Source organism: Polaromonas aquatica (assembly GCF_050626995.1).
Lineage (GTDB): Bacteria > Pseudomonadota > Gammaproteobacteria > Burkholderiales > Burkholderiaceae_C > Polaromonas > Polaromonas aquatica_A.
Window position 1 is genome coordinate 1,403,961 of record NZ_CP192467.1, and the last position, 21,847, is coordinate 1,425,807.

General features: G+C 60.0%; 21 protein-coding genes. 17 read left to right on the top strand and 4 right to left on the bottom strand.

Annotated elements, in window-relative coordinates; all coding sequences use genetic code 11:
• Nucleotides 1-5: 5 nt before the first annotated feature.
• Entirely contained in the window at nucleotides 6-920 is a 915-nt protein-coding gene (locus ACQ4MS_RS06700; RefSeq protein ID WP_431098584.1) for a class I SAM-dependent methyltransferase, read from the bottom strand.
• A gap of 123 nt (nucleotides 921-1,043) precedes the next feature.
• On the opposite strand from ACQ4MS_RS06700, the gene ACQ4MS_RS06705 reads away from it, so the two are divergent.
• The 3 genes from ACQ4MS_RS06705 to ACQ4MS_RS06715 all read left to right on the top strand — a co-directional run bounded on the left by ACQ4MS_RS06705 (nucleotide 1,044) and on the right by ACQ4MS_RS06715 (nucleotide 3,241).
• The gene (locus tag ACQ4MS_RS06705; RefSeq protein WP_431098585.1) at nucleotides 1,044-1,502 is read left to right on the top strand and encodes a MarR family winged helix-turn-helix transcriptional regulator; all 459 of its coding nucleotides are present in this window, start codon (nucleotides 1,044-1,046) and stop codon (nucleotides 1,500-1,502) included.
• Between the two features lie 63 nt (nucleotides 1,503-1,565).
• Entirely contained in the window at nucleotides 1,566-1,982 is a 417-nt protein-coding gene (locus ACQ4MS_RS06710; protein WP_431098587.1) for an organic hydroperoxide resistance protein, read from the top strand.
• A gap of 155 nt (nucleotides 1,983-2,137) precedes the next feature.
• Complete coding sequence (locus ACQ4MS_RS06715; protein WP_431098589.1) at nucleotides 2,138-3,241, top strand: DUF2855 family protein; 1,104 nt, start codon at nucleotides 2,138-2,140, stop codon at nucleotides 3,239-3,241.
• A 330-nt stretch (nucleotides 3,242-3,571) separates the two neighbouring features.
• Here ACQ4MS_RS06715 and ACQ4MS_RS06720 read toward each other — a convergent pair whose 3' ends face one another.
• Both ACQ4MS_RS06720 and ACQ4MS_RS06725 read right to left on the bottom strand, forming a co-directional pair.
• Nucleotides 3,572-3,712: a hypothetical protein gene (locus tag ACQ4MS_RS06720; protein WP_431098590.1), complete on the bottom strand. Its 141-nt coding sequence runs from the start codon at nucleotides 3,710-3,712 to the stop codon at nucleotides 3,572-3,574.
• 2 nt (nucleotides 3,713-3,714) lie between these two features.
• On the bottom strand, nucleotides 3,715-4,581 hold the full coding sequence (locus ACQ4MS_RS06725) for a hypothetical protein (RefSeq protein WP_431098592.1): 867 nt from the start codon (nucleotides 4,579-4,581) through the stop codon (nucleotides 3,715-3,717).
• Between the two features lie 764 nt (nucleotides 4,582-5,345).
• Here ACQ4MS_RS06725 and ACQ4MS_RS06730 point away from each other — a divergent pair.
• Nucleotides 5,346-6,395 carry a serine/threonine protein kinase gene (locus tag ACQ4MS_RS06730; protein WP_431098593.1) on the top strand — a complete coding sequence of 350 codons (1,050 nt, stop codon included), beginning with the start codon at nucleotides 5,346-5,348 and terminating at the stop codon, nucleotides 6,393-6,395.
• Between the two features lie 158 nt (nucleotides 6,396-6,553).
• On the opposite strand, the gene htpG is transcribed toward ACQ4MS_RS06730, so the two are convergent.
• Nucleotides 6,554-8,443 carry a molecular chaperone HtpG gene (htpG, locus tag ACQ4MS_RS06735; protein ID WP_431098594.1) on the bottom strand — a complete coding sequence of 630 codons (1,890 nt, stop codon included), beginning with the start codon at nucleotides 8,441-8,443 and terminating at the stop codon, nucleotides 6,554-6,556.
• 274 nt (nucleotides 8,444-8,717) lie between these two features.
• On the opposite strand from htpG, the gene ACQ4MS_RS06740 reads away from it, so the two are divergent.
• From ACQ4MS_RS06740 to ACQ4MS_RS06800, 13 genes are all read left to right on the top strand, one after another.
• A complete protein-coding gene (locus ACQ4MS_RS06740) occupies nucleotides 8,718-9,185 on the top strand; it encodes a spore coat protein U domain-containing protein (protein ID WP_431098595.1) in 468 nt (155 codons plus the stop codon).
• A 35-nt stretch (nucleotides 9,186-9,220) separates the two neighbouring features.
• Complete coding sequence (locus tag ACQ4MS_RS06745) at nucleotides 9,221-9,772, top strand: hypothetical protein (protein ID WP_431098596.1); 552 nt, start codon at nucleotides 9,221-9,223, stop codon at nucleotides 9,770-9,772.
• A 2-nt stretch (nucleotides 9,773-9,774) separates the two neighbouring features.
• Nucleotides 9,775-10,506 (top strand): fimbrial biogenesis chaperone, encoded by a 732-nt coding sequence (locus ACQ4MS_RS06750; RefSeq protein WP_431098597.1) that lies wholly within the window; start codon nucleotides 9,775-9,777, stop codon nucleotides 10,504-10,506.
• Nucleotides 10,507-10,590: 84 nt separating this feature from the next.
• The gene (locus ACQ4MS_RS06755; RefSeq protein ID WP_431098598.1) at nucleotides 10,591-12,912 is read left to right on the top strand and encodes a fimbria/pilus outer membrane usher protein; all 2,322 of its coding nucleotides are present in this window, start codon (nucleotides 10,591-10,593) and stop codon (nucleotides 12,910-12,912) included.
• Nucleotides 12,909-13,775: a spore coat protein U domain-containing protein gene (locus ACQ4MS_RS06760; RefSeq protein WP_431098601.1), complete on the top strand. Its 867-nt coding sequence runs from the start codon at nucleotides 12,909-12,911 to the stop codon at nucleotides 13,773-13,775. Before ACQ4MS_RS06755 ends, ACQ4MS_RS06760 begins: the two co-directional genes overlap by 4 nt.
• A 167-nt stretch (nucleotides 13,776-13,942) precedes the next feature.
• Nucleotides 13,943-14,842, top strand: coding sequence for a hypothetical protein (locus ACQ4MS_RS06765; protein WP_431098602.1), 900 nt, complete (start codon nucleotides 13,943-13,945; stop codon nucleotides 14,840-14,842).
• A gap of 305 nt (nucleotides 14,843-15,147) precedes the next feature.
• Nucleotides 15,148-15,519, top strand: a complete 372-nt coding sequence (locus tag ACQ4MS_RS06770; RefSeq protein ID WP_431098603.1) for a hypothetical protein — start codon at nucleotides 15,148-15,150, stop codon at nucleotides 15,517-15,519.
• A gap of 677 nt (nucleotides 15,520-16,196) precedes the next feature.
• Complete coding sequence (locus ACQ4MS_RS06775) at nucleotides 16,197-16,982, top strand: hypothetical protein (RefSeq protein WP_431098604.1); 786 nt, start codon at nucleotides 16,197-16,199, stop codon at nucleotides 16,980-16,982.
• 37 nt (nucleotides 16,983-17,019) lie between these two features.
• Nucleotides 17,020-17,667, top strand: a complete 648-nt coding sequence (locus ACQ4MS_RS06780) for a hypothetical protein (protein WP_431098605.1) — start codon at nucleotides 17,020-17,022, stop codon at nucleotides 17,665-17,667.
• An 85-nt stretch (nucleotides 17,668-17,752) separates the two neighbouring features.
• Nucleotides 17,753-18,415 carry a hypothetical protein gene (locus ACQ4MS_RS06785; protein WP_431098607.1) on the top strand — a complete coding sequence of 221 codons (663 nt, stop codon included), beginning with the start codon at nucleotides 17,753-17,755 and terminating at the stop codon, nucleotides 18,413-18,415.
• Complete coding sequence (locus tag ACQ4MS_RS06790; protein WP_431098608.1) at nucleotides 18,415-18,906, top strand: hypothetical protein; 492 nt, start codon at nucleotides 18,415-18,417, stop codon at nucleotides 18,904-18,906. Before ACQ4MS_RS06785 ends, ACQ4MS_RS06790 begins: the two co-directional genes overlap by 1 nt.
• A 161-nt stretch (nucleotides 18,907-19,067) precedes the next feature.
• Nucleotides 19,068-19,730 carry a hypothetical protein gene (locus ACQ4MS_RS06795; protein WP_431098610.1) on the top strand — a complete coding sequence of 221 codons (663 nt, stop codon included), beginning with the start codon at nucleotides 19,068-19,070 and terminating at the stop codon, nucleotides 19,728-19,730.
• Nucleotides 19,727-21,820, top strand: coding sequence for an SdrD B-like domain-containing protein (locus ACQ4MS_RS06800; RefSeq protein WP_431098611.1), 2,094 nt, complete (start codon nucleotides 19,727-19,729; stop codon nucleotides 21,818-21,820). The genes ACQ4MS_RS06795 and ACQ4MS_RS06800 overlap by 4 nt, the downstream gene beginning before the upstream one ends.
• Nucleotides 21,821-21,847 lie beyond the last annotated feature (27 nt).

The window sequence follows — 21,847 nt, forward strand, 5'->3', positions numbered from 1 at the left end:
GCGGTTTACGCCGCAAAGCGGGCAGTCAGCTCACCCAGGCCCAGTTCCTCCAGCACCTCGCGCAAGCGCGTCTGGGCTGCGCGTGTTTTGCCGAGCTGCGGCTGCGCGGGCCGGCTGGCCAGAATGAGTTCGTTCTTCATCGAATGCTCCCAGCCCACCAGCTCGGTCACGGTGACCTGATAGCCATGGGCTTCGAGCTGCAGGCAGCGCAGCACATTGGTGATCTGGCTGCCGAATTCGCGCGTATGCAGCGGGTGCCGCCAAAGCTCGGCCAGGGGCGTGCGAGACAGTGACAATGCACGGCTTTTCTTCAGCACACCGGCCACTTCGGCCTGGCAGCACGGCACCAGCACCATGTGGCGGGCGTTTTTGGCCAGGCCGAACGCAATGGCGTCATCGGTGGCGGTGTCGCAGGCGTGCAGGGCGGTGACGATGTCCACAGTAGGCGGGAGTTCGGCCGAGGTGGTGGCCTCCTGCACGGACAGATTCAGGAACGACATGCGCCCAAAGCCCAACCGCTGGGCCAGCACGCGTGACTTGTCGACCAGCTCGGCGCGCGTTTCAATGCCGTAGACATGGCCGTCGATTTTTTCGCCGCGGTGCGCGACATTAAAAAACAGGTCGTACAGGATGAAGCCCAGATAAGACTTGCCGGCCCCGTGGTCGGCCAGTGTGAAATCCGCCTTCTCCGCCGCCACCTCATTGAGCAGTGGCTCGATGAACTGGTACAGGTGGTAGACCTGCTTGAGCTTGCGCCGCGTGTCCTGGTTTAGTTTTCCCTCACGCGTGAGGATGTGCAGTTCCTTGAGCAGCTCGATCGACTGGCCTGGGCGGAGTTCTTCAATAGCTTGTGCTGCGGGTGCGGGCTTTGCGGCCCCCTTCATAGGCTTTGCCGCGCGCGCGGAGCTGGGTGTTTGCATGCCTCAAGTTTAGTGGCGTGTACCCGGTACAGGCTGAGCCGGTTAAAAGCCCCTGGAAAGCAGGCTGGAACATTCCGAAGCAATTAACTTGCACACAATTCAATTGTTCGCCATAATTCAGACATGCCGAACAAAACCGACACCGCGAATGCCGCTGACGCCATGCTGCAGCTGGACAACCAGCTGTGTTTTGCGCTGTATTCCACCTCCCTGGCCATGACCAAGCTGTACAAGCCCATGCTCGAAGAGATGGGCCTGACCTACCCGCAATACTTGGCGATGCTGGTGCTGTGGGAGCAGGACGGCCTCACGGTCTCGGAACTCGGCGAACGGCTGTACCTGGACTCAGGCACGCTGACGCCGCTGCTCAAGCGCATGGAATCGGCCGGGCTCGTCTCACGCATCCGTGCCGTCGAAGACGAGCGCCGTGTGCACATCACGCTGACGGCCGCGGGCCGCAAGCTCAAGGCCAGGGCCGCCAAGATTCCCGGCTGCATCATGAGCGCCACCCAATGCTCTGTCCCTGAGCTGGTGTCGCTGACGCAGCAAGTCCAGTCATTTCGCCAGCGCCTCACGGCCTGACATATTCACCTTTCTGTTTTTTAAACCCGTCCCGATCCGGGGCATTCTCCAAAGGAAACCACCATGACCAAGCTCGAAAAAGTTCTCTACACCGCCCACGCACATACCACCGGCGGCCGTGACGGCAAGTCCAAAACCGACGACGGCCGCCTGGACGTCACGCTGAGCTCGCCCGGCACCGCCGGCACCGGCACCAACCCAGAGCAGCTGTTCGCAGCCGGCTACGCAGCCTGCTTCATCGGTGCGATGAAGGCTGTCGGCGGCATGAAGAAGATCGCTGTCCCTGACGACGTGTCCATCGACTCCAGCGTTGACCTGGGCAAGATCCCGAACGCCTACGGCATCGCCGTGCGTCTGGACATCACCCTGCCCGGCATGGACCGCGCCGCCGCGCAAGACCTGATTGACGCTGCACACCAGGTTTGCCCTTACTCGAACGCCACCCGCGGCAATATTGACGTGACCATTACCCTGAAATAAAGCCAGCAGGGGCCGCGGGACTGGCTTTGCCAGACCGCAGGCGCCGCCCCCTTGAGGGGGAACAGGCTACACGCAGTGAGCCTGGACGGGGGTGGTTGTCACCTACGCGGCCCGCCGGTGTTGAACCGGCGGGCCGTTTCATTTACGGTGTGCGCATGAGCACCGCAGCCCCCACCACCTTCCAGGTCCGCAAGGACGTGCTTTCCGACACCCGCTGGCACGCCGATCCCCATTTGCCGCTCACGCCCGGCCAGGTGCGGCTTGGCATCAAATCATTTGCGCTGACCTCCAACAACATCACGTACGCTGCCTTCGGTGACGCAATGAGCTACTGGCAGTTTTTCCCGACCGGTGAAGAGGGCTGGGGCTGCATCCCCGTTTGGGGGTTTGCCACGGTGGCGGAATCGCAATGTGAAGGCGTGGCCGTCGGGGAAAAGTTCTACGGCTACTACCCCATGGCCAGTGAGCTGGTGCTGCAGCCGGCGCGGGTGACACCCGCCGGGTTCTTTGACGGAGCCGCGCACCGGAGGGCCTTGCCCGTGGCCTACAACCAGTACATGCGCTGCAGCGCGGACCCCTTTTACGACGCGGCCACCGAGGATGTGCAGTCGCTGCTACGTCCACTGTTCATCACCTCCTTCCTGATTGATGACTTCCTGGCGGACAACGGTTTCTTCGGCGCCAATGCCATGCTGCTGTCCAGCGCCTCCAGCAAAACGGCGTATGGCACCGCCTTTCAATTGGCCAAGCGGCCGGGGATCGAGGTGATCGCCCTCACGTCGCCAGGCAATGTCGCTTTTTGCGAAAGCCTGGGGTGCTACAGCCGGGTGCTGACCTATGACCAGCTCGATGCGATTGCCGCCGACACGGCTTGCGCTTACGTCGACTTCGCGGGCAGCGCCAGCTTGCGCCAGCGCATTCACAGCCGCTTTGACCAGCTTCGCTACAACTGCTCGATAGGCGGCACGCATGTGGACGACTTGGCCGCCAAAGGCAGCGCGAAAGACTTGCCCGGCCCGCGGGCTACGTTGTTCTTTGCGCCCTCACAGGTGAAAAAACGCATCACCGACTGGGGTGAAGAAGGCTTTGGAAAGCAGCTGGTACGCGCCTGGCGAGATTTCACGCGGCAGGTGACGGGCGCCAAAACGCCCTGGCTCATCGCCCAGCAGCATGCCGGGCAGGCTGCAGTGCAAGCCGCTTACCAGGAAGTGCTGGCTGGCAAGGGAGATCCGCGCACCGGCCACATCCTGCAGCCCTGATCATCCTTCCCGACCAGCACCCACTATGATTTTTATAGCTGCTTGCGCGCGTCTTTAATGGGTTACAGCCAATTTTTATGCTGAAAACTGGCTATTTTTTTCGGTATGGAAGTAGCAGTTCGGCGCCAGCGGGGCAAAGCGTCTCCAGCAGTCCTCTTTAACATTCAAATTAGCCCTCTGGCCAATATCCACGTGCGGGAACAGCTATCTAAATCTATAGCAGCTTGCGCATCTGTATTAGTCCAGGGCCACGGCATTGAAATCGACGGTTCTAAAGGTGGGGCGATAAAAGGTCTTTCACCAAAAAGCTGTCAAGCGGTCGTACAGCCCTTAAAACAGCCCATTGTTACCGCGAGTTAATGCCACTTTAATAGAGGCTTGGTCACTAAAGTCTGTAACGTCCTTATAGTCCGCTTCCGCAGCCATCTGCACACTAGAAAACTTGAGATAGGTCGAGATTTCGTTTGCCATGATCATTTCGCCGTGGACGGCGCTAGAGTCTTCAATACAAATTGAGCGTTGTGCCCATACTTGCGTTCAGCACCCTTGCATGCAATTGCAGCCTCCCAAGGACCACGTCCTCCAGTGATATCGCCGAGAGCCGGGTCAAATATGTATCCAATTCGCTGACCGATGACTTCATCCGTCTTCATATCGACCACCTTGAGTATGCCGCCAGCAATCCAACTCTCTCGATCTTCGCGAGTCGAAATGTCTTCATAAGTAACTCCGTAGCGGGCTTTTGCGTTACTCACTTCGCTAACCTCAAGCTCAAAATTTGGATCACGTCCGTCAACGGCTTTGATCACACCTCTATAGCTGTAAAGCCTGTTGTCGGCGGTATCTTTTACCTCTACAAATGAAAACCCAGCCCGACGCCCTTCAGCCACCCGTGGGTTTAAGGAGTCGCCAGCAGTGGAGCGTACGAACGAGCCGATATAGCCCTTCCCGCCAACATCACGACCATACGGGTCGTCCATTGCATATTGGTTTGAGAAATTGATCCCATCGGGTCTAACTTTCATCAAAAACACGCCCTCCACGTTATCAACAGCCTTGTAAATCTTCTCCCCCGCCGTTTTGCATCGCTTCTCGAACAGCGCTTCTGCCTTGGCAAGCCGCTCTTTGTAGTCATCCACCGCCACCTGCTGCTGATGGTTATCCTGAATGGCCTTGTAAATCGGTATGGCAATCACGAATCCCACCGCCAAGACTGCCAGCAGCTTTCCCCACCATTTCTTGGGCAACCACAACGCCAGTCCAGTTCCAATCAAGGCCAGCAGTAAAAAACCGATGCCTGCGGCTTGCAGCAGGTCTTTCGTTAACCAGTAATCACGCATTCTTTTTCCCTTATGACTGTTGTGTTGGTGATGGTCGCACCATGTGAGCGCGCCAACATGATTTTTCCCTAGAGAGAGTTTTTCTTGGACTTTCTACTAGGTTTATTTTTTGCTGCTCAGACTCAAGCTCCATCAGGATTCTTGATCTGCAGCTGTAACTTTTTCAACTACGTAGGCCATATTTGCTTCCCGTTAAAGCTGAACGTCTAGAGCAACGTGAATTTTTCTTCGGTTTATGAATTCTCTTAGTACGCGCTGAGCTAACTGCCCGTTCAGAGTATTTGATGGTGCCCCTCACCTCTCCCCCCCGACTCCTGTACCCGTACCGCCGAAAAGCATGTCCTCGCCAGAATATCAATTTGCTGGCCTCAAAAACATAATTGCTCAATGCGAAGCCACAAGGCGGTCTATCTGGTTGGTAGTGTCCGCAACCATCACCCCTCCAGGCTATAGCTCCGGTTTCCGCTTACCCAGGTGCTTGGCATGCGGTGCAATTCGGTGAGGCGATAGCGCTCAATAGAGTGGCTGGCAAACAGTAGGTCTTGCGGTGCAGCGGCCTACCAGGCGGTGCTGGCCGGCAAGGGAGATCCGCGCACCGGCCACATCCTGCAGCCCTGATTTTTTCCGCCTTCAATGGAAAGGCGCTACGGTTTTTATAGCTGCTTGCGCCCGTCTTTATTGGCTTGCAGGCATTTTTCGCTTGAGAAACAGGCGTTTACAAGCCCCTGCTGGCAGCGCACCGTCATCTGCGCCGACAATCAGGCATGACAGAAAAACACAAGGCCGAGGTGCACGCGTACGAGACATTGACACCCGATGTGGTGCTCGATGCGCTGGCCAGCGTCGGTTTGCTGGGCGATGGTCGGCTGATGGCGCTTTCAAGCTACGAGAACCGGGTCTACCAAGTCCACCTGGAAAGCCCGGTGGGAGACGCCGACCTGGCGGGCGACGTGGTGGTGGCCAAGTTTTACCGGCCGGACCGCTGGACCGACGAACAGATCGCCGAAGAGCACGCCTTTGCCGCCGAGCTGATGGCCGCAGAGATCCCGGTGGTGGGCGCGCTTGTGCTGGAAGGCCGCACGGTGCATCACTTCAAGGGCTTCAGCTTCAGCGTGTCGCCCAGCCGCGGCGGGCGCAGGCCCGAGCTGGACAACCTGGAGGTGCTGGAATGGATAGGCCGCTTCCTGGCTCGCATCCACACCGTCGGCAGCGCCAAACCGTTTGTCCATCGTCCGGCCCTGAACTTGCAGACCTTTGGCCTTGCTCCGCGCGACATCCTGCTGGGCGGGAGCTCCGGGACACACGGATACATCCCGCTCGACATGGAGTCACGCTGGCGCAAGGCCTTTGAAGAAGCCATGCTGGTGGCGCAAACCGTGTTTGAAAGCGTGGGCGACGTGAAGAACCTGCGCCTGCATGGCGACTGCCACCCCGGCAACATTTTGTGGACGCCCGAGGGCCTGCCGCTGGCCGGTCCGCATTTTGTCGACCTGGACGATGCGCGCACCGGGCCGGCAGTGCAGGATTTGTGGATGCTGGTGTCGGGCGACCGCGCGCAGTGCACCCGCCAGCTGGGTGCGCTGGTAGACGGCTACGAGGAGTTCCGCGAATTCGACCGACGCGAACTCGCGCTGATCGAGCCGCTGCGCACGCTGCGCCTGGTGCACTACAGCGCCTGGCTCGCGCAGCGCTGGCATGACCCGATCTTCCCGATCAACTTCCCATGGTTTGGCTCCAGTGATTACTGGAAGGGCCAGGTCGACATGCTGGAAGAGCAGACCGAGGCGATGCAGGATCCGCCGCTGGTGTGCTGAGGCGCTGGATGCGCAGCGCGCGCGCCCAACACTGCTATTTATTTGATAGCTGCTCGCGCACGACCCTAAAGGGTTACAGGCCGATTTAATGCAAAAGGAGGCGATATCGCCTCTTTTTGCATTGCCGCTGGCTGTGCCGCTGAATCAGCAGGTGTTGCTTACACCAGCAACGCGTTCACCCGCCGCACGTACGCCGCCGGGTCTTCCGGCATGCCGCCTTCAGCCAGCAAGGCCTGGTCAAACAGGATGTGCGCCAGGTCGTCAAAATGCGCGCCGTCCACACCGGCCTCGAGTTTTTTGACCAGCGGGTGCTGGGCGTTGACTTCCAGGATGGGCTTGGACTCTGGCACGGCCTGGCCGGCCTGCTTGAGCATGCGGGCCAGCTGGGTCGACATGTCGCCGTCCTGCACGACGAGGCAGGCGGGTGAATCCACGAGGCGCGAGGTGGCGCGCACATCCTTGGCTTTGTCTTTCAGCGCTTTCTTCAGCTTGTCGAGGATGGGCTTGAACTGGGTCTGCGCTTCTTCAGCAGCCTTCTTCTCGTCCTCGTCCTGCAGCTTGCCCAGGTCAACCGCGCCCTTGGCCACCGACTGCAGTGGCGTGCCGTCAAAGTCGTGCAGGTAATTGAGCGCCCACTCGTCCACACGGTCGGCCATCAGCAGCACTTCGATCCCCTTCTTGCGGAAGATTTCGAGCTGGGGGCTGTTCTTCGCGGCAGCTAACGTGTCGGCAGTGATGTAGTAAATCGCGTCCTGGCCTTCCTTCATGCGGGCCTTGTAGTCGGCAAAACCCACGCTGACGGTGTCGGTCGTCGATGAAGCAAACCGCAGCAGCTTGGCCAGGCGCTCGCGGTTGGCAAAGTCTTCGCCCAGGCCTTCCTTGAGCACGGCGCCGAACTCGCCATAAAAAGCCTTGAACTTGTCGGCGTCGTTGGCAGCCAGGTCTTCAATCATCGACAGCACGCGCTTGGTGCAGCCTTCGCGGATCGCCTTGACGGCGCGGCTTTCCTGCAGCAGTTCGCGGGAGACATTGAGCGGCAGGTCGGACGAGTCCACCACGCCCTTGACGAAGCGCAGGTAGGTCGGCATCAACGCCTGGGCGTCATCCATGATGAAAACGCGCTTGACGTAAAGCTTGACGCCCGCGGCCTTGTCGCGGTTGAACATGTCCATGGGCGCCTTGGCCGGGATGAACAGCAGCTGCGTGTATTCGGTGGCGCCTTCCACCCGGTTGTGCGTGGTGGCCAGCGGCGCTTCGCTGTCGTAGCTGATCTGCTTGTAGAACTCGTCGTACTGGTCTTGCGTGATGTCCTTCTTGGCGCGGGTCCAAAGCGCGGCCGCCTGGTTGACGGTTTCCCATTCACCGGTCACGACCATCTCGCCGGGCTGGTCGTTTTCGCCTTCTTTCCACTCTTCCTTCTGCATCAGGATGGGCAGCGAGATGTGGTCGGAGTATTTGTTGATGATGCCCTTGAGCTTCCAGGCGTTCAGGTAGTCGAGCGACTCTTCCTTCAGGTGCAGGATGATGCTGCTTCCGCGCTCGGCGCGTTCGATCTCGCTGACTTCAAACTCGCCGGTGCCGTCGCTGCTCCAGCGCACGCCCTGGTTGGCCGGAAGGCCTGCACGGCGGCTTTCCACCGTGATCTTGTCCGCCACGATAAAGCCCGAATAAAACCCCACGCCGAACTGGCCGATCAGCTGCGCGTCGTTCTTCTGGTCGCCCGAGAGTTTGGCCATGAAGTCGCGCGTGCCGCTCTTGGCAATCGTGCCGAGGTTGTCGATGGCCTCCTGCTGCGACAGGCCGATGCCGTTATCGGCAATGGTCAGCGTCCCGGCCGCCTTGTCAAAGCTCACTTTCACCTTGAGGTCGGGGTCGCTTTCATACAGGGACGCATCGTTCAGCGCTTCGAAGCGCAGCTTGTCGCAGGCGTCCGATGCATTGGAAACCAGCTCGCGCAAAAAGATGTCCGGATTCGAGTACAGGGAGTGCGTGACCAGCTTGAGCAGCTGGGCTACTTCGGCTTGAAAAGACAGGGTTTGTTTCTGCATGGTCTGAGGCATAGTTGTTTCAGGTTTGTTACTAATTCACCGAAAGATTGGAGAGAAAGGCCGGTTCAAATGTCAGTATTTACGCTTGTTACCTGTAGTTCTTTTGATCTAATTTACGAATAAACTCAATAATTTCAACGGTTTGACGTGACAAATTCCCCATTAGATGCGCTGTTACAGATACAAATCAACCGATTTAAGAAATATCTGGTTACAGTCCATTCACCTTCACATTTCCCTTGTTTGTTATTCGTTTTTTAACTGGAGAACAGTCATGAAAAAGCTCATTTTAGTAATCGCCCTCGGCCTTGCCGCTATTGCCACCCTGCCCGTCTACGCTGCAACAGCAGCCGGCACCTTCAATGTCGTGATCAACCTGACCTCGAAGTGCGAGATCAACTCCACCAACGCTGCCACCGGCGCGGTCATCAACGACGTGGTGTTCAACTACACCTCGTTCCAAACCACGGCGGCTACCTCCACCGGCGGCGGCTTCAACGTTCGTTGCACCAACTCCCTGCCTTACACCCTGGCACTGAGCAACTCCGGTGTGACCGATGATGCCGTCAACCTGGCTTATACCCTGGCACTGAGCGCCGCATCCGGCACCGGCAACGGCACCGACCAGGCCTTCACGGTCACCGGTACCATGGCCGCTGGCCAAGCCGGCACCTGCGCCGCAGCGACTTGCACCAACACGGCCGCGACCAACAAAGTCAAGACCCTGACGATCACCTACTGATCACCCCGGGCCTGATGCCAGCCACGTAGACCGCCATGATCCGCAAGGCCGCCTTCGGTGTTCTCCTGATGCTGGCCGCTGCTGCCTGCTTCGCGGGCGCGGCGGCGGGGCAGTTGTCGGTCCGGATCACGCTGAACGTCCCGGGAAACACCACCGGCAATGGCAACGCCTGTACCAGCGCCACCGGCTCTGGCGGCAGCGGTGCCTCGGTACAGGTGACCTGCAACTCGAATGTCTTTGTCAATATCGCGCAGGTCCGGCTGGGAAACGCCCGATTCATGCCCGGTTACCGGCCCACGCGGGATTCCTTGCTGCCTGACTATTGCCGCAATGAGTTGTCCCGCAATGACCCAGGAGCCCGCTATACCTGCCGGCTTCAGGACCAGCGCCAGGTCGCGACGGCCGGAGAAGAGTCTGATGATGGCTGGGAAATCGAAAGCCGGCGTTATGCGCTGGATACAGAAGCCGCGGCAACTGAAAAACAGGCGCGTTTGCGGCTTCAGGATGACCGTGGCACTGTGACCGCACTGCACCTCGCCCACGCCGGCAACCATGCTGGATCGGTAGAGATGCTGGTATCCTTCTGAGGATGAACGTCCTACAGCGCCGAAGCAAGCTTGTTACCTACGCCGTCCTGATAAGCCTGTTAGGACCTTGGGCGGCTGCCACAGCAGGCGTTTTTTCCGTCACACCGGTGCGTCTTTACATGACGCCGCGCGATCGCGCGATTGCAGTCACACTGTCCAACGAAGCCGACACCGAAGTCGTGCTGCAGGCCGATATCAATACCTGGAGCCAGAAAGCGGACGGCACTGACGAACTCGTGCTGACAGAAGACCTGATCCTGGCGCCTCCCATCATCAAGCTGGCTCCAAAAGCCCGGCAGGTAGTGCGCCTGGCCATGCTCAAACCTGCAGATGCAAGCCGGCAGCTGACCTACCGCATGATCATTCGCGAAGTTCCCGAGGCCGTGCCTGCAACAGGCATCCAGGTTCCGATCGCGCTGGCCCTGAGCATGCCGGTGTTCGTTACTCCGCCGGCGGCCAAACGCCAGGTCAATTGCACCAACCAGGTTGCGGACGCCAAAACCCTCAACCTGCAATGCAGCAATACCGGCACGGCTTACGCCCAGATACGGGAAGCGACTGTCACGCGCAGCACGCAAGTCCTGGCCCGGTTTGAGGGCGGCAGTTACATCCTGCCCGGTGCCCGTAAAACGGTCGGGCTTAAGGCAGAGCAGGCCCTTACAAAAGGGGACGCCCAACTGGTGGTGACCTTTGATGACGGACAAAGCCTGACGACCAGCATCACGCTGCCTTGATGGCACCCGATTTCAATGAGGCGCTGGTGGACTTTACAAAAGCATCCCGTAGCTCTAGGCATTGCAGGCCTTTGTTACGGCTTGATGGCCCATGCCCAGATACCGCCCTCTTCCAATGCCCCGCCTGCGGCCCGGTCAGTCAATGACCGTCTCCTTCCGCTAGAAGTTTTCATCAACAGCACCAAGGGAGGCGTCTGGACCCTGCTGGAGCGCAACGGCATCCTGTACGCACCCCAGGATGCCTTTGAAGAATGGCGGCTGAATCACCGGCCCAGTGCACAGGATGTTGATTTTCAGGGTCAAAAGTGGTTCCCGCTTTCGGCTATTCCGGGATTCGAAGCGCGGCTTAATTTCGCCGACCAGTCCGTGGATCTGGTGTTTTCGCCTGCAGCCTTCAACGCCGTGCGCCTGACGCAGGAGTCGGCCATGCGTCCCCCGCTGTCACCCTCGATCCCCGCCGCATTTGCCAACTACGACCTGAACTACATCACCACGCGCAACCGCATTGCCGGCAACACCACGGATTCGAAGGACCTCGGCGCCCTCACAGAGTTTGGCATGTCGGGAGAGCTGGGACTGTTGACCAGCAGCTATGTGGGACGCAACCTCGTCAGCCAGGACCCGACGCTCAGGCCTTCATGGCGCCGGCTTGAAACCACTTACACCCGAAATTTCCTGGACAGCAACAGCTCCCTGCGCCTGGGCGACAGCAGCACGCGCACCGGCATTTCGGGGCGTCAGGTGTATTTCGGCGGGATACAGTTCAGCAAGAACTTCTCACTCCAGCCGGGCTTCGTCACCCAGCCCATTCCCACGGTTACCGGTCTGTCGGCCGCGCCCAGCACCGTTGAGCTCTATGTGAACGACGCGTTGCGGCAAACCTCGAAAGTGCCGTCCGGCCCCTTCAGCATCGACAACTTTCCCGCGCTCACCGGCGCCGGGGAAGCCCGTGTGGTGGTGCGCGACATCCTGGGCCGGGAAACCGTCATCACCCAATCATTCTTCAGTAATGCCAACCTGCTGGAAGAAAATCTCAGTGACTGGAGCTTTGAGCTGGGCGCCGTACGCCGTGACCTCGGGCTCGAGAACGCCGATTACGGAGATCGTTTTTTTTCAGGCCTCTGGCGCCAGGGCTTGAGTAAAAGCCTCACGGTCGAGGCCAACGGCGAATGGTCGAAGTCCCTGATGCGCGCCGGTGCCGGCGCCAGCTATGAGCTGCCCTTCCAGATGCTGGGGCAGACAGCATTTTCGGTCAGCCGCAGCGACGCGGCGGGCCAGGGTGCCAACTGGATGGTGGGGATCGAGCGCAGCGGACTGCGGCACGGTGTGTCGCTCAGCGCGGAGGGGGCATCGCGCAGCTACCGGCAAATCGGCATCGACACGCTGTCACCCCGCCTGCAAACGACCGCCAGTTACAGCTACAGCACTGACAACTTCGGCGCGTTCAACGTGAGTTACGCCGGCTTTGACAACTACGACCTCGGAAGGCTCAGGACTGTCAGCTTGAATTACACCGTGCGCCTCGGCCAGCGCGCAGCCCTGACCCTGAGCGCGACCCGCCTCAGCGGCATCAGCTCGGGTAATTCGGTAGGCGCCACCCTGATCGTGCCGCTTGAAAATCGCATCACCATCGCCGCAGGCGTCACCACCCGCAGCGGTACCACTGAAGGCTATGTAAACGCCAGCCGCGCATTGAGTGCCGAAACCGGCTGGGGCTGGCGCACGGCGCTGGGCTCTCGTGTGGACGGTCGCTACGTGGAAGGCGGCGCCTACTACCAGGGCACCAAAGGCCTGTTTTCGGCCGACGTCAGCAGCGGCGAAAGTCAGCAAAACATGCGCCTGGGCCTGATCGGGGGCATGGTGGCGGCCGAGGGGCAAGTCTTCGCCACCCGCCGCGTGCAGGAAAGTTTTGCCATTGTGGAGGTGCCGGGTTACGCCAATGTAGGAGTCGGCTTCCAGGGCAGCACCCTGACCCGCACCAATGCGGACGGCGTCGCGCTGCTACCGCGCTTGCTGCCCTTCCAGCGCAACAGCGTACGGCTGGATCCGAGCGAATTGCCAATCAGCGCCGAACTCGACTCTATCGAACTCGAAGCCGTTCCGGCCCTTCGCGGCGCGGTCAAGATCGCGTTTCCCGTCCGCTCAGGGCGAGGCGCCCTGATTCGCATTGAGTTCGACGATGGCGAGCCGGCGCCTTCCGGCGCTGAAGTCGAACTGATAGGCGACAAGAAAGAGTTTTTCACCGCTCGCCGCGGCGAGGCTTTTGTGACTGGCCTGCAGGCCCAGAACCGCTTGCGCCTGAAGTGGAACGGAGCTACCTGCACATTTGCGGTGGAATTGCCGCCCGGCAACCTGGAAGACATCGCCCGGGTGGGGCCGGTACGCTGCAGTGGAGTCAAACGATGATTTACACCAACCCCTGGCGCATTGCCACCGCACTATGTCTGCCCCTTCTGGCCGCGGCGCCGGCTTCGGCCGCCTTGGTCTGCAATGCCGCAGCGACGCCCGTACAGACGGTGTACTTTGAGAACGACCCGAATCCCACAGACGACGCGTGGACCGTGACGATCAGCTGCACACGCGGCCCCACAGATCCAGCCAGCACAGACTACACCTTGCAGGCCGATAACGGCTTCAACCCCATCGGCAACACCAACCAGGCGGTCAACGGTAACGGCCAGACCAACCGGATCGCTTACGAGCTTTACAGGACGGCCCCGGGCAACGGCGCATGGGGTGGAACCGCGGCCACGGACTTCGCCGGAACGATCAACTTCGGTGGCGCCCTGACCGCCAGTGCCACCCATGTCTTCTACAGCCGCATTGCGGCCGGGCTCAACAAGAGCGCCAAGCTCTTTAGCGACACCGTGACCATGCGCCTGCGCTATGACAATGGCCCAGGCAATGTGGATGCCTTCCCCACATTCCCCGTGAGCATTAACAACCAGTCCGTCTGCCTGCTCAGCACGCCGCCGGGCAATATCCAGTTCACCTACGCATCCTTTCAGCTCGCCGCGGCCACAGCCAGCACAGCATATGCGGTGCGCTGTACCATCGGCGAAACCTACACCATGGCGCTGGACGCGACGGCAGGAAACCTGCTCGCGCTCAATTACAACCTGGCTTTGAGCAATCCCACAGGTCAGACCGGTACCGGCTTCCCGCAGAATTTCACGATCAACGGAACCATCCCGGGTGGCCAATCTGGCACCTGCGCCACGGGCATGTGTACCAGCACGCAGACGCGGACCCTGACCATCACCTATTGATACCACCTTTGTTGTCCGCCGGCGTGATTTTTGTCACAAATTTGTGCCGCCTATATCCCCGGAACGGCGCAATAACGGCACCATGCACAGTACTGCTACAAAACGTTACCATCAGCAGTCAAGAGCCGTCCCGACAGAAAAGGCCGGACGACTAACGGAGTCCATTGATGAGTGTTTCTTACGCATTGCGCATTGCTCTGGCAACCCTGCTGTGCACTTGCGCGCTGCACGCCAAAGCAGCCGTAACCTGCACATTGACGGCCACTTCGGTCAGCCTTAACTACGTCAACAACCAGGGCACCAACGCAAATGCCAGCGGCAACATCACGCTGAACTGCACACGCTTGGCAAGCGACTTAAACACCCAGAACTATTGGGTCAGTATCGGTTTTGGAACCCAAGCGGGTATTCCCCGCCGTATCTTCCGCCACGGAGGAGGCACCGCTGACGCAGACCGCCTCAACGTCAGCATCTTCAAAAACGGCACTGCAACCAACTGGACCAATACCGGGGGCGGACGCGTCAACGGAACGCTGAATTTTGGCGCCGCCCTGAACGCAAGCGTGGTGTTAACCTATAACTTTCGGGTTACATCCGGTCAGAACGGCAACTCCTTTGGCATTTACGATGACATCTTTGTCACTAACCTGCAACTCACCACGAATGGGCCAGTCGTCGCGACTACGGCGTTCACGCCCACCGTGAGTATCGTTGCTGCGTGCTTCGTCGGCCAGGTTGCCTCCGGCAATACCGCCCCAGGGGCTATTTCGCCGTCAACCCTCACGCTGAACTACACCTCTTTTGCACTGGCGCCTCAAACGGCCACCATGAATTTCACAGTGGACTGCACCCGAAACACAACCTACACCCTCGCACTCTCGCCGACAGCAGGCACCTTGCTGGGCCTTAACTACACCCTTGCGCTAAGCGGCGCAGGGGCAACGGGTACGGGCTTCGCCCAGCCCTACACGGTCACAGGCACCATTCCAGCAAATCAGGCAGGCACCTGCTCCACAGCCACCTGCACCGCCACCCAGCCCGGGGTCACGGTCACTGTCACCTACTAGCCAAGCTAGTCCGCCCTCGACATAACGCCAGCGCAGCCCGCCTGTGCCCGGGTAAACCAATACTCTGGCGTTTTAGACCTAAGGAGGCACCATTCCACAGCGCCATCCCGCTCAATTGATGGCAGCACCCCATTAAAGTGATAAAAATACCAACAAACCATTAACTCAAGGAAAAATCAAATTTAAAATTCAATTTGTGTGAAATGTCACTAATTAACAGTTTTGTGGCCACTTTTACCAATTGATTCAAATTGTCAAATTCGATAGCATGACTGCAACAACTGAGAAATTTAAGGAGTTGCACCATGAAAACCATCAAATTTGTTTTTGCTGCCGCCCTGGTCGCCCAGTCCCTGCTCGGGATTCACGGCGCCGCTCAAGCGCAAACGTCCGGCTCCTTTGGTGTCACCATCATGTTGCGCAGCTTCAGTGAAGCCGTCACGGCAGACCATCGCTGCACCCATCGCGGCCAGCCAGACGGCAGCCAAGCTACCTTGCGTATCAGTTGCCCGGCCACTGTGGACATTCAGGCCATTGCCGCCGCATCGACCAGCAGAACAGGCCAGACACAGCGCATGAACGCCATGACCGATTCCGATGCAGGCAGCCGCCTTGCCGTGGTGGCAGGCAAGCCCATGAACTCACGGGATCCGGTTGAATTGACCATTTCCTGGTAAGCAGCGGCCAACACGCCGCTTGACGCGGCACCCAAGTTCGTCATCCCGTACGCCGGCACCGCCCATACAGGACATCAAGCCTTGCCTGGCAAGCGGCAACATCGCGATCCACGTCGACAAACAAGGCGCGAGTTACCGGGCGCCAGCGGACCGTGTTCACAACACCTCGATCAATCCGCTAGCGTGACAGCGACTCAGCACGCTGGCTGATGGTTCTGGCGGAAGCCGTCGCAAGACGCCCACCAACACGCCATTGATCCGGTTGCCTGCGCTGCGCGCATGACACAACCCCGCGCGATCACAAGAGAGCGCGCTATCTCCATCTATGTCACAGGCACGCTTGCCACCTACGGCTAGAGGCACGTGGCCCTTGGCCATCCATCTCCACCTCTGTCGCCGAGTGACCGCTTCACGCCCGCCTTGACTGAATGAGGGCGCTACGCGACCTTTATTGACACCCTCTACGAGAAGCATCTGACCGGCTTAATTTCCTTCTTGGTCCGCTGGCAAGGGGAAAAGTGCACCGCTTGGCACGTCATCGAAATTGTTTCCCGATAGTTACAGAGTTTTGGGAAATATCTCACAGATCGCGAACAGCGACAGTCGTTACAACCACTTCTGAAACCGTCACCTTCGTCGCTATTTCGTAGAAACTCATTGTTTTCAACGACTTAACCGTGACGGATTTACCAATTGAGGCTCGTGTTACGAATGTAAAGCCACCTTTTTTCGAAACGCTTGGTTACAGTCCATTCACGTTCAGAAAAACCGGAAACCCGAACCCGATTCACCCGTCCACGATCTGGAGAACATTGATGAAAAAGATTGTTTTTGCAAGCGCCTTGAGCCTGGCAGGTCTGCTGGCCGCACCCGCTCACGCAGAATCCACATTCAATGCGGCTGCAGTATCTGGCTCCACTGCCACCGCACGTCTGGACTTTACGATCGTGATCCCACAAGTGCTGTTTTTGCGTGTTGGCACCAGCGCCAGCAATACATCGACCACCGGCACGATCGACATGCTCACGTTCGCCGTTCCTGCTGCCAGCCTTGGCAACAGCACCCCGATCGCAGGTACGGGCGGCGACTTGACTGCAGGGGCTGTGACGGTGCGCGTTTACGGCAACGGCGGCAACATCACACTGAATTCAAACACCGATGGACCACTGACAACAGGCGTCGCTGGCGAAACGATTCCCTGGAGCCAAATCAGTGTGGCAGGCGCTGCGCTCGGGGCCACCACCGCGGGCTTCACCAATGCCGCCATCACCCACCCCGCATTCAACCTCGGTGCGACCGGCGGGGCAGGCACGGCAACCACTTTGACTGCCACCAACAAACTGGTGCGTGTTGAAGGCCGGTGGACCTACACCTACCTTAATACCACCCTGCCCGCAGCCGGCACCTACGGCGGCACCGTCGCCAATAAAGGCCGCGTGACCTATACCGCCGCACAAGTTTAACCCGTCAACTTAACCCCAAAAACTCAGGAAATACATCATGAAAAAAATCCTTCTTGTCAGCACCATGGGCTTTGCCGGCCTTTTGAGCGCAACCGCCCACGCCGAGTCCACATTCAACGCAGCTGCAGTGTCTGGTTCCACTGCCACTGCACGCGTCGACATGACTATCACCATCCCGCAGGTTCTGTTTCTGCGTGTTGGCACCAGCGCCAGCAACACATCGACTACCGGCACGGTTGACAACATTATCTTCACGGTTCCGGGCGCCAATGTCGGTGACAGCAGCGTGATCGCAGGTGTGAACGGCGACTTGACTGCAGGCGCTGTAACAGTGCGCGTTTACGGCAACGGCGGCAACATTACTCTGAACTCAAACACCGATGGACCACTGACAACGGGTGTAGCCGGCGAAACGATTCCGTGGAGCCAGATCAGTGTGGCAGGCGCTGCGCTTGGTGCAACAACCCCTGGTTTTACCAACGCAGCCATTGCCCACCCTGCATTTAATCTTGGCGGCGCTGGCGGAGCGGGAACGGCCACTACCTTGACAGCGACTAACAAGCTGGTCCGTGTTGAGGGCCGCTGGACCTATACCTACCTCAATACCACCTTGCCCGCAGCAGGCACCTACGGCGGCACAGTGGCCAATAAAGGCCGCGTAACTTATACCGCCACGCAAGTCTGAACTAGCGGCCTATTACAAATGGCTCCGCCTGGCGGGGCCATTTTTATTTTTGTTGATACTTGCCAGTTAGCGTAAAGTAATACTCATGCGCGCCCAACCCGACCTCTTCCTGTCTCCCGGCGGCGGTATGTTGCCCCTGCTGCGTATCATCCTGTTGACGAGTGGCGCACTGGCCTGCGCGGGTGCCCAGGCCTTTGTTGTGAACATTGCCGCAGGTACCCGCTCCCTGTTTTTGCAGGTGGGCGCAGGAGCCATGACCGGCGGCACCTTCAACTCCGGAGGCACGCCGGGCAACAACTCCACCATCAATCGCGTCTCGGTCACGATTCCAGCTGCCAACCTCGGAGCTGGCACCAGTGCCATGACGACCGACAGCACCGTCACGGCGAGCCCTTACGACGGTTTTGCTTTTTGCACGGTACCCGCGCAGGTTTACGTGGGTGGTTTTTACCGCACACCGGGCGCGGCCGCCAACGCCACCCTCAGTGCCACGGCACCGGCTTCGCTGGTCAACGCCAGCGGAAACACCATCCCGTTCAACACCATCTCCTGGGTTTCAGGCGGTGCATCGGATCCAACAGCCACCATTCCCAGCGGTACTTTTGTCGGTGGCACGTCACAGACTTTGCTCAGTGTCACGCGCAACACGTGGTTTGAAAGCTGCCTGCAGTTCAATTACGCCAACGCGCAATTGGTAGGCTCCGGCACCTTTACCGGCCGGGTCAGTTACACCCTGACCGCTCCATGATGAAACGACTGATCAGCCTGCCGCGCCGCCTTGTTTTTATATTCGCCCCTTGCCTGTTTGCTGCCAGCGTGCTGACGCCGCACTACGCAGCGGCTGCCACGACCCGCGTGGACGACACCGGTACCGTGGTCACCCAGAGCGTTGTCCCCATGCGCTGGCGGCAACTGGTCCCCGGCCGCGGGGCCGACAATTCAGTGGAAGCCAGCGTGCGGGTTGCCCTGCGCCTGAACCTGTCTCGCTGGCTCAACCAGCCGGTCAGGCTCTACATGGCGCTTGCGCCGGCGGCGGGCGAGCCGATTTTTGTCACCTGGCGCACCCAGGGCCGCCTGTTGCCGGGCGCAGTCCGGTCTGGCGGTCGCACACTGATTTTTGACGGTGTGGCCAGTACCGCCTCACTGGAGGAAACCATCGAGCTGACGCTCAGGACCGACGGCCGCGCGCTGGTATCTTCACAAGCACTGCAGTTCTATTTTGAGGTAGACACCCCATGATCCGCCTTCGGTTCCCCGCACTCCCGCGGTGTGCGGCCAGCCTTCTTGGCCTGGCTTGTGCCCTGATTGCGCCTTGTGCAACGGCAAGCGAATTCGCACTGGCAGTTTCCCCCCCACGGTTTGAGCTCGAGCTAAAACCCGGTGAGCGAAGCCGCCAGATCATGGAAATAACCAATGCGTCAGCCGCCTCTACGACCTTCGGCATCAAAACCGCGGACTGGCGGCTGGGCATGGACAACTCGGTCACATTTCTTGATGAAGTGCAGCCCGGCAGCTGCCGCCCATGGGTGGCGATTGAACGTCGGGAACTTACCATTGCGGGTGGCCGTCCGTACCGGTTTCGCTATGAAGTCAGCGTGCCGCCCGATGCCAAGCCAGGGCAATGCCGCTTTGCCATCATGCTGGAAGGGCAGGAACAGATCACCCGCATGGAATCGGGTCCGCCTATTCCATTTTCCGCGCGTCTCGGGGTGGTGGTTTACGTCACCATCGGCGACGCCACACCGGAGCTGAGCGTAGCCGGGGCGGGTGTCCAGACCGTGAATGGCAAGCCCACCCCGGTCCTGCAGATCCGCAACAGCGGCACCGCCCATGGCCGCGTCACCGGCTTCCTGAGCGGTACCGATGCCTCGAACACGTCCCTGGAATTTTCACCTGCCAACACCCCCATACTGCCCGGTGAAACGCGAACCATCCCGTTGAGCGCGACACGTCCCGGAGACCAGGACACCGCGGCACAAATCCGCTTTCCCGTGACGGTGCGTGGCAAGCTCGAGTGGGGCAAAGGCCAGACACAAAGTATCGAGCAACGCTTCGCCCCATGAAGCGACAGGCACACACGCCGACCATTCCTTCTTCCTTCCTACTGAAGTGGTGGCGCATCGGGCTATTGGGGCTCAGCGGGGGCTTTGCGGCGGCCGCTGCCTTGGCCCAGGCAACACCCGCCACGCCCGATGCCGGCCAGCCCTATGTGGACCGCGTCATTGAAGGCCTGCCGGACCCCGACAGCGCGCTGCAACTAAAGTCCAGCGAATACAACGAAGCAGGCTGGCCGCGAAGCTGGCGTGTTGACTATTCACTGTTCCGGCAAACGGGCGGTGGCGACACAACATCCCGCGCGCTGGGCCTCGGCGGATTCGTGGATACACCCAACCACGGTGCGCTCTCGATCAATGCCAACCTGGTTCAGCAGCAATCCAGCGCGCCAGGCAACCAGGCGCAAAACAGCGGTAGCACCTGGCGCATTGACCAGCGTGCCCTGCCGCTGGACGGCGGCTGGTTTGCCAACCACAACGCCGGCGACATCAACACCGTCAGTACGCGGCTGGCGCGCGGCATGGGCCGGGTATCCGTTCCGGCCACGCCCATCCGGGGCGTCGGCGGGCAGTGGTACCTGAACGACTCCATCGACCTGAACGCAGCTGCGGGCCGCACCGGGCTCTTCAGCGGACTGGATGCCGCGGGGTTTCAAACTTCAGGCGGCAGCATCGGATCCGTGGGGGCGCAATTTCGCCTGCCGCTGGGCGAAGCGCTTGGTGTGGGGGGCCGCAGCGACGCCGCATTGCAGCTGATTGACGGCAAAAATATTTCAGACGGCGGATCCGGCAGCGTCCTGAATACCCGCGCCTATTTTGCTGCGGCCTCTTGGGAAGGCGCAGCGCCGTGGGGATCCGGCCTGCCTGCCGGCTATGGTTCAGCCAGCGAACGCGTTGGCGGGCTGCGTATGCAAGCCAATGTAGTGCAGAGTGAGGGCTCGCGGGAAGGCGGCGCCACCGGCCTCTGGATGGACGCCGCATGGCGAACCGAGCGCTGGCGCAATGCTGCGGGCGTTTTCCGCTTTGAACCCAATCTCCGCTGGGGCACCACCGTTCTTGCCAGCGACCTGCAAGGCCTCTACTGGCAGGCAGACACCTCCACGCGGCAGTGGCAAGCCGGTTTTGCCGTCGAGCTGAGCGACAGCGTCAGCCGCGGAGGATCGACCGGAAGCGCTTCAGGACGCAGTGCTTTTCTAAACCTCAATGGCCGCTACCTGCTCGATTCGCGCAATTCAGTCGGCGCAGCCCTGAGCTTTCGAACCATCACCAGCCCCGGGCAGTCTGCACAGTTGTCGTGGAACCGCACCAGCGATTGGGGCCAGACACAATGGCGCGCCGATCTGGCCAACGCATCCGGCATCCGAACGACCCGTTTCGGGGTGGACCAGAGCTGGCCGGTCGCAGTGCCGGCCACCTTCGGCACCTCCCTGGCTTGGGAGCGCATGAGTGGCAATATCAGTCCGACCACAGGCCTGATATGGGGCATTCTGGGCACCCTGTCGCCTTGGTCGCAATGGTCTATCGACGGCGCGGTGCGCGGCGCGCAGCGCAGCGACGGCGGCGAATCGGTGAACGCCAATATCGGGGTGAGCTGGCAGCCTTACGGCGGCTGGTCACTTTCCCTGCGGTATACCGAGTCACGCGGGCAGGAGCCGCTGCCGGCGCTGGTCGTATCCGCCCTCACGGCGGCAACACTGCAGACGATTCCCACCACCCAAACCAATCGCAGCATCCAGCTGCTGCTGCGCTATGAAGACCGGGCAGGCACCGCAACGGCTCCGCTCGGCGGCTTGCCCGGAACCGGCTCCGGCGGGCTGACAGGCGCCGTGTTTTATGACGCCGACGGCAATGGCCGCAGGGAGGCGTCTGAAGCTGGTGTGCCCGGCGTGACGGTCATTCTTGACAGGCGCTACGTGACACGAACGGACGGCCAGGGGCGCTACGAATTTCCGTTTGTGGCAGCCGGGGAGCACCTGATCGAAGTCTCTCCGGACAACGTCCCCCTGCCCTGGAGTCCCGCGCTTCGCGACCCCGCGAAGACCGTGGTATTCGTACGGCAAACCCACTCGCTCGACTTCGCCGTACAACGCGAACGCTGAAAAAAAGCCCCTAAAAGTGCCGGTCTC